The organism is Vibrio sp. B181a (genome assembly GCF_030248375.1).
GTDB lineage: Bacteria > Pseudomonadota > Gammaproteobacteria > Enterobacterales > Vibrionaceae > Vibrio > Vibrio campbellii.
Map to the genome: position 1 here is coordinate 1 of NZ_JAHGAD010000032.1, position 6,672 is coordinate 6,672.

At 42.4% G+C, this 6,672-nt stretch carries 9 protein-coding genes and 1 pseudogene; 8 read left to right on the forward strand and 2 right to left on the reverse strand.

The annotated features are described in order from the left end of the window. From KIO97_RS15370 to KIO97_RS15390, 4 genes and pseudogenes are all read left to right on the forward strand, one after another. A partial coding sequence (locus KIO97_RS15370) for a hypothetical protein (protein ID WP_373417324.1) occupies positions 1-336 on the forward strand: 336 nt, incomplete at its 5' end. 5 nt (positions 337-341) lie between these two features. Then, the gene (locus tag KIO97_RS15375; RefSeq protein ID WP_285383331.1) at positions 342-809 is read left to right on the forward strand and encodes a hypothetical protein; all 468 of its coding nucleotides are present in this window, start codon (positions 342-344) and stop codon (positions 807-809) included. 650 nt (positions 810-1,459) lie between these two features. Next, on the forward strand, positions 1,460-1,723 hold the full coding sequence (locus tag KIO97_RS15385; RefSeq protein WP_285383333.1) for a hypothetical protein: 264 nt from the start codon (positions 1,460-1,462) through the stop codon (positions 1,721-1,723). A 143-nt stretch (positions 1,724-1,866) separates the two neighbouring features. Then, positions 1,867-2,224 (forward strand): annotated as a pseudogene (locus tag KIO97_RS15390) (glyoxalase/bleomycin resistance/dioxygenase family protein). A gap of 203 nt (positions 2,225-2,427) precedes the next feature. On the opposite strand, the gene KIO97_RS15395 reads toward KIO97_RS15390, so the two are convergent. After that, positions 2,428-3,135 (reverse strand): SDR family oxidoreductase, encoded by a 708-nt coding sequence (locus tag KIO97_RS15395; RefSeq protein WP_285383335.1) that lies wholly within the window; start codon positions 3,133-3,135, stop codon positions 2,428-2,430. 85 nt (positions 3,136-3,220) lie between these two features. Next, positions 3,221-3,451 (reverse strand): PAS factor family protein, encoded by a 231-nt coding sequence (locus tag KIO97_RS15400; protein WP_005433781.1) that lies wholly within the window; start codon positions 3,449-3,451, stop codon positions 3,221-3,223. 548 nt (positions 3,452-3,999) lie between these two features. Between KIO97_RS15400 and KIO97_RS15405 the strand changes: the two genes are divergently transcribed. The 4 genes from KIO97_RS15405 (at position 4,000) to KIO97_RS15420 (ending at position 6,611) form a co-directional block, all read left to right on the forward strand. Next, entirely contained in the window at positions 4,000-4,581 is a 582-nt protein-coding gene (locus tag KIO97_RS15405) for a DUF1287 domain-containing protein (RefSeq protein WP_285383337.1), read from the forward strand. A 14-nt stretch (positions 4,582-4,595) separates the two neighbouring features. Beyond that, complete coding sequence (locus KIO97_RS15410; protein WP_285383339.1) at positions 4,596-5,258, forward strand: peptidase E; 663 nt, start codon at positions 4,596-4,598, stop codon at positions 5,256-5,258. A 166-nt stretch (positions 5,259-5,424) separates the two neighbouring features. Beyond that, positions 5,425-5,757, forward strand: coding sequence for a tetratricopeptide repeat protein (locus tag KIO97_RS15415; protein ID WP_228286563.1), 333 nt, complete (start codon positions 5,425-5,427; stop codon positions 5,755-5,757). Between the two features lie 485 nt (positions 5,758-6,242). Next, positions 6,243-6,611 carry a hypothetical protein gene (locus tag KIO97_RS15420; protein ID WP_045401897.1) on the forward strand — a complete coding sequence of 123 codons (369 nt, stop codon included), beginning with the start codon at positions 6,243-6,245 and terminating at the stop codon, positions 6,609-6,611. The last annotated feature ends 61 nt before the right edge of the window (positions 6,612-6,672 follow it).

Here is a 6,672-nt window from a genome sequence, read left to right on the forward strand (position 1 = left end):
GTTAAAAGTGCGTCTTTCACGCTTAGTCATAATATCACCTGTTTTAGTATCGAGATGATCATACATCACCTCTTAATCAGGTGGCCAAATTCACTATGCCACTACAGTTTGATTGTTTTATCTATCGGTCTTTCTGTGTACACCATTGCCACCTCTGAAAACAAACTTGAGACAGCTGGCCGCGAGGCTTTAGTTGCAGGTGCTGGGATTGGCGGCGGTATTGCAGGAGGGGCAATAGCAGGTTTAGCTTGTGGTCCGGGAGCTCCAGTATGTGTAAGTGTGGGGGCTTTTATAGGTGGAACATTAGCTGCATTTGGAATGAGTATTGCGTGGTAGTTGATATGGAACTGTTATCAAAAGATAAATTGGAAATACGTGACGTTGAGAAAGGCAGTGAGTACATATCTAACAAGATCTTACTGGCTATTGAAGGCAGGCCCGCAAATTCTTTTGTCAAAGGTGCACAAGTAGAGTATGGCGTAAAGTATGATAACTGTTACGTTATCTTTGTCACTGATGACATCCTTAATGAAGAAACGCTGAGAGTATATTTGTTTGATCTTAATGCAAAGCTGATCGATTACTTGTATATAGGTAGTGCTTATTCAACAGGGTGTTTACAAGAACTGACCCTTCAGAAAGACGGCTCAATATCATTTCCGTTTATAGGGGATACACTCTGGAATATAAAAGTATTATCCAAGGCAGAAATGATCATTCCTTTCGTATCTAACCCAAAGGGGGTCACCCGAAAAAACGTGTTTAGTAGCTTTTTACATGTTCAAGGCTCGCCAAAAGCAGAAACCTGACAAAGTATTTAAGAGTGATTCTCAACGCTTGGCATTGTCACTATGTGTTGGTTTATGTGATTAAGGGGCTTACAGGGACATCGGTATAGCGTTGCTCACATCTTAATTTGGTGTTATGCGAACAAAACTGAGATTGACGTCGAGTTTATAAAGATTTGATGCTCGACAGTCCCTTATATGGACTAAATACTTTTTCAAACCAAAAGGTTGGAGCGTGATCATTGTGAGGTTTGTTTTAGTTGCACTAACACTGAACCATTTCATTTACTTATATTTTGAGTATTTTATCGACGGTGTAATGAGTAATCCTAGCGAAGTAGGTCAAGCTTCTGGGTATGGGATGGTTTTCTCATTGTTAATCTTTCCTTTCCAGCTTTTTCTAGAGCTAGTATTTATTGTCGCTTTGCTCTACCAAACTTTGATAGTTCGTCAATGGAACGCGAGCATATGGTACTGGTCTACTTTTTCATTAACGTTGCTTCTGATTCTAGATATTGGGTACTGACTTTGCATTTTCACATAACAAATTGCTCAAGAGGGATTCACCACGCGTGGCATTTTTACTATGCGTTGGTTTTAGTGATTAAGGTAGTATGCGGCGGCACCTCATTGTGTAGTTCCCCCCTTAGCAGGGCGTTATAAGGTATTTGATGATAGAGCTTACAGATAAGGTTATTGGTCCCAAATACAAAATTCTTAATCCAATTCTTGAATTGCTCTTGGAAAGCGGGAATGAAGTTTTTACTGACTATACGTGGAGCTCTAATCCTACTGGTTATCTTTGTATTTTAAAAAAGCCAATAGACTTTGATTTAATTGAAAGCCGATTTGTATTGCCAAAAAGCATCCACTTAAACAAGCGATGTGGTGAAGTTGATTATGGGTTAGGCACAGTAATCATTTGTTGTGCGTAACCTTATAACAAATTATTCAAGAGTGATTCACAACGCTTGGCGCTTTCACTTCAAGCCAGTTTAGTGTTTATGGCACAATGGTTTAGCTTAGGTGTTAGCGTTGTTCACACCTTAATTTGGAGTTATGTGGTTGGAGAAAAATTATGAATCCATCAGCGGTTCTTGTTCATGTCCCAGATGTAGCGAAAGGGCTTGAATGGTACAAGAAAGCTTTCCCTGAAGGAAGCTGTTCCGGTTTACCATCCTGACTTTGACTTCACAGCGCTTGATCTAAATGGTTTCTCACTAGAAATAGTCCAAGCAAACAAAAAGGTTGGAGCTGGTAAAAGTGGTACGGTTGTTTACTGGTCAGTAGATAATTTACGTGTTGCTCTGGCTCACTTTGAAGAACTCGGTGCGTGTCTTTATCGAGGACCAATGGAAATTGAAGATGGGCTTTCAATGTGCCAAGTTGGGGACCCATTTGGAAACTTAATAGGGCTGCGTGGGAAAAACACTTAGTAACAAGTTTGAAAATGCGCCACTTTCTAACGATGCGCATGAATATACTCTGTTGGTGTCTTGTGTGAACACATGGAGATAACTAAACCCCAGAGTAGGTACTCAGCATGTATTTACGTAAGCCTTGCTGAGTACAAAAGAATGCGGTTGGTTTTCGTTAACTTTTGTCGGCCGTAGTTCTTACCTTCTTTGCCAGCAACCAATTACTCTAAGTCAATCACACTGCAGCGGATGGAGAGCGTGTTTACTGCAGCGCCTGGAGATAGGCTTCGAACAAAACTGAGTGCTTTCGCAAGATCTTGGGTTTCAATTTTCAACTTATTATCAATACGTCCATCGTTGGTCATATCGGTATCTACGACACTAGGGCATAAGCAGCATACCTTAACTCCAAAAGGAAGCAGCTCCTGATAAAGTGATTGGCTGTAACTTACCATCGCAGCTTTTGTCGCAGAATATGCAGCAATCTTAGGGACTGGAACTAAACCAGCCGTAGAGCCAAGGTTATATATTTCTCCATACCCTTGCTGTTTCATCTTTTCAGCAATTAAATTGCAAGCCGTGATTGTCGACAGCAGGTTGACGTTTACTAACTCAGAGAGCGTAGCTAGCGAGAGGTCCGTATTGCCGGCGGCCAAGACACCTGCGCTGTTCACCAAAACGTCGATGTTTTCATGCATTTCGATAATGGACTTGATAGCTGATTCAACATCAGAAGGGTTATTGAAGTCGACAGACGCCGTCTCAACTAGACATGAGGGATACTTTACCTTCAGCTCAGTTTGAGCCTGTTCAAGGTTTTTTGTATTTAAGGCAAGTAACACCAAAGTGTATCCTTCCTTGGCGAAGTAATGAGAAATGGTTTTTCCAATCCCGCGGCTAGCGCCGGTGATGATGGCAACTTTAGACATAGTGTGTCCCTAAGTGATGTGACAAGAGGATGTAAAAATTAAAACGGCTCATAGGGGAGTTGAGCCGTTGGTAGTGCGAAACTAATTAACGTTCAGGCGTCGTCAATAATCTAATCGCACTGTCTACCGCATTGTCGATACCTTGACGGCTTTCTAATTTACCAGAGCTGGCTGGGCCAAGTGCGCATGCGTAGAGAGCAAGCTGCTTATCAAATGGTAAATCCAACTGTTCATAAAGGTTTTGGCGGATTTTTGCGTGGTGTTCAGGTTCTTGGTTAGCAAGGTTGACAAGCGTGTCATAAATAAGCGTTTTCATATAATTCCTTTTTTATTGCACGGGGTGCATATGTATTGTATTCGATTGCAGTTAGAAGTTAACAAGCACCAATCACAGAAAAACGGTCTGATATAAATTCGCAATGCGAAGTAACTCAATTCGAGATAAACATAAAATACCATTAGAATCATTAAGATAGAAGGTGTTGATATATTCAGTTTGCTATCTGGTAGGAATGTCGAACTGTCCGTTTATCCGTTGCTCACGTACTTCGGTAACCCTATTTTGTGGCCTTAAGTGATGCTATTTTAGAGCAGAGTATGGTGCCGCAAGTGTTGCATCCATTCATGGTTATTTCAGGCTTTGCCACTTCATCACATGCATTCAGTTTGAGGCGTGTCTGAAATTAGACAAAAAGAGATTTGGCGCATTTGACTCTGAAGGTGAGTTTACACAGTTTAAAAGCAATGGTTTTTGACCTTGTATGGTGACGTCCAATACACCATTCAGCAATACAGCTTCTGAGGGCTGAAGAATGGTACGTCAACGTACTTAAGTTGCTTTTGATTAAACGGATTTAATTTGTTATGAAAAAACTCAGTCTTGTGTGGAGCATGTTTGTGTCCTTGCCAGCTATTGCGGAGCCGACGTTATCATTGGTTGATGCAGCGAAGCAACGGACCCAGTACGACATTAGTTATGATGGAAGCTACTACCAAATTAGCTATCCTAATGGCGATGTCGCTGCTGATATCGGAGTCTGTACTGATGTGGTTATACGCAGTTACAGGAAATTAGGCGTTGATCTGCAAGTTCTTGTTCATGAAGATATGAGAGACAACTTCTCTGAATATCCATCCAAACGAATTTGGGGCTTGGTCCGTACCGATAGAAACATTGATCATCGCAGAGTCCCCAATTTACAGGTCTTCTTTCAACGTCATGGAACCGAAATATCCATCTCAAGTGAAGGTCATAATTTCAAGCCTGGTGACATTGTCACGTGGATGCTACCCGGGAACCTCCCTCATATTGGTATCGTTACCGATGATTTATCGACAGACAAACGACGACCTTTGATTGTTCACAACATAGGAGGAGGTGTCGTATTGGAGGATATGTTGTTTGATTACCCTATAACCGGTCATTATCGGTTTGAGCCAAAATAGAAGGAACTCATCTTTTGCAAAAACAATGCGTCGTTCTGGGCGGAGGAGGTTGGATGATGGGAGAGAACCCAAGCCAACTCGACCAGTACATCTTGTCTTTAACGGGTAAGAAGAACCCAAAAATCTGTTATCTCTCAACTGCTACTGGCGATGCGGAAGAAGTTATCACCCGTTTCCACAATGCTAAGTTGAGCGAACACCTCACACACTTTCCTCTGTTCAAGTTAGAGAAAGGCTGGCGAACCAAGTTGTTCGAGCAAGATGTGATTTACGTTGGCGGTGGCAATACCCGTTCTATGTTGGCTCTCTGGAAAGAGTGGGGCATCGATGACATTCTCAAAGAGTGTTACAACCGCGGCATCATACTTTGCGGGATGAGTGCTGGCGCTATTTGTTGGTTCGATTATGGGATTACCGATAGTGATCCAGAGGCTTACTCCATCATCAAAGGGCTCGGTCTTTTGAAAGGTTTAGCATCTGCTCATTTTGTTGAGAACGACGAGAAGCACGACCTGTTTGAGCGTTTTGCCCATAGTCAGCTTGATGTGATCTGCTACGGACTCAGCGATTATGCCGCGCTGCATTTTATTGATGGTAAGCCAAGCAAAGCCATTTACAGTGGTGAGAATGCTCAAATCACAATCAGAAATGGCAATGATGAGATTTCAAAGAGATAAGCCCAACTTTGATGCGCTTACACGACTATGCAAAAGCGGGAGTAGATGTCTTCTCTTTTGGCTTCGAAGGCAGCCAGAGGCGGTACAATGGCAACAGATTTTGTTATCCGACAGCTTAAGAGTGCTAGGCAACTACCAAACTTCAATAAACATCGGAGAGCGTGTCGTGAAACGCGCTTTGAGTAACAAGCATCAGTTTTGGGCTTTGCACGTTGTGGCGACATCAAAACAGTACATGGGCGACTATGATGAAGCGATAAGCTTGTTCATACAAAGTCAGGCGTCTGCTACTGAGCTGTATTTGAGCTTTAGTTATCAGCATTTGGGCAAGTTGTATGTAGAGCAGGGGCGATTGAAAGAGGCAGAAGCGCTGTTTAATGAAGCACTTAACATCAGACGAAAATACGATAAGCCGCTTCTGGAGTCATCGACGTTAAAAGCGCTTCAAGGATTGGAAGAGTTAAGGAAGAACAGTACAAGGAACGTATATGAACCATAAGATTTGGCTTTTCATTGCTATTGTATTGCTAAGTGGACCTTCCGTGTCGCCTATTAGCCTAGAAGCATTCTTTCTCGTTGAGCTCGTTGGCTTTCTAGGAGTATGGTCAATCTGTTCCCGCTACGTGTATGCTATCTGTGCTCACCCTTATACACGACGCTTTTGGGCATGCTTTACAAGTCCGGAGCAGCATTGGCTTACTCACTTTCCAATGATGGAACTGAAACGTCATCCGTCGCTCCTCATTCATATGTTGCCATATCGAAGCGTTGTAGCTTGGTCTATCCCTATGCTAGTTAGTGTTCAGCTTATGGCAGGTTTTCGCTTTTAGTACAGATTTGCGACCGGTTAGAAAGAGGCGATGTAATTGAACTAAATATCAGTCTGTTTCTAATTGCTAGTCTCTCAAAACTCTTTATGTTCTACTTTGACTAACTTATCGCTGGTGGTTTGATAGGAGCTATAAGCAACTCAAGGGGAGAGTAATGGAAGCACATTGGAAAGTAATAGAAGCCTTAGCGAATGGCACGAATCCGATAACAGGAGAGGCGCTGCCAAGTGAATCTCTTTACAATGAGCCTATCGTTATTCGAGCAATGTTTGCTGTTTTGCAAGATTTGAAGCAATCATCAAAAGCGAACAAAACCAAAAGAACCATTGAGCAAAGACAGTTAGAAAATGAATCGAATGGTTTACCAAAGAACGCCGGATTGCCTTGGACTCCTGAGCAGCGCGAGCGTTTATCTGAGCAGTTTTCCTCTGGTACGACAATAGCATCGCTCGCAGAAGAGCATGGTAGAACCCGTAATGCAATAACCGCGGAGCTAAAAAAGCAAGGGCTGATAGAAGCTTAACGTTTCAATAAACAGTTTCGCAAATAAAGAAAGCCCCGTAAATATTGCGTAATGCCGTTCG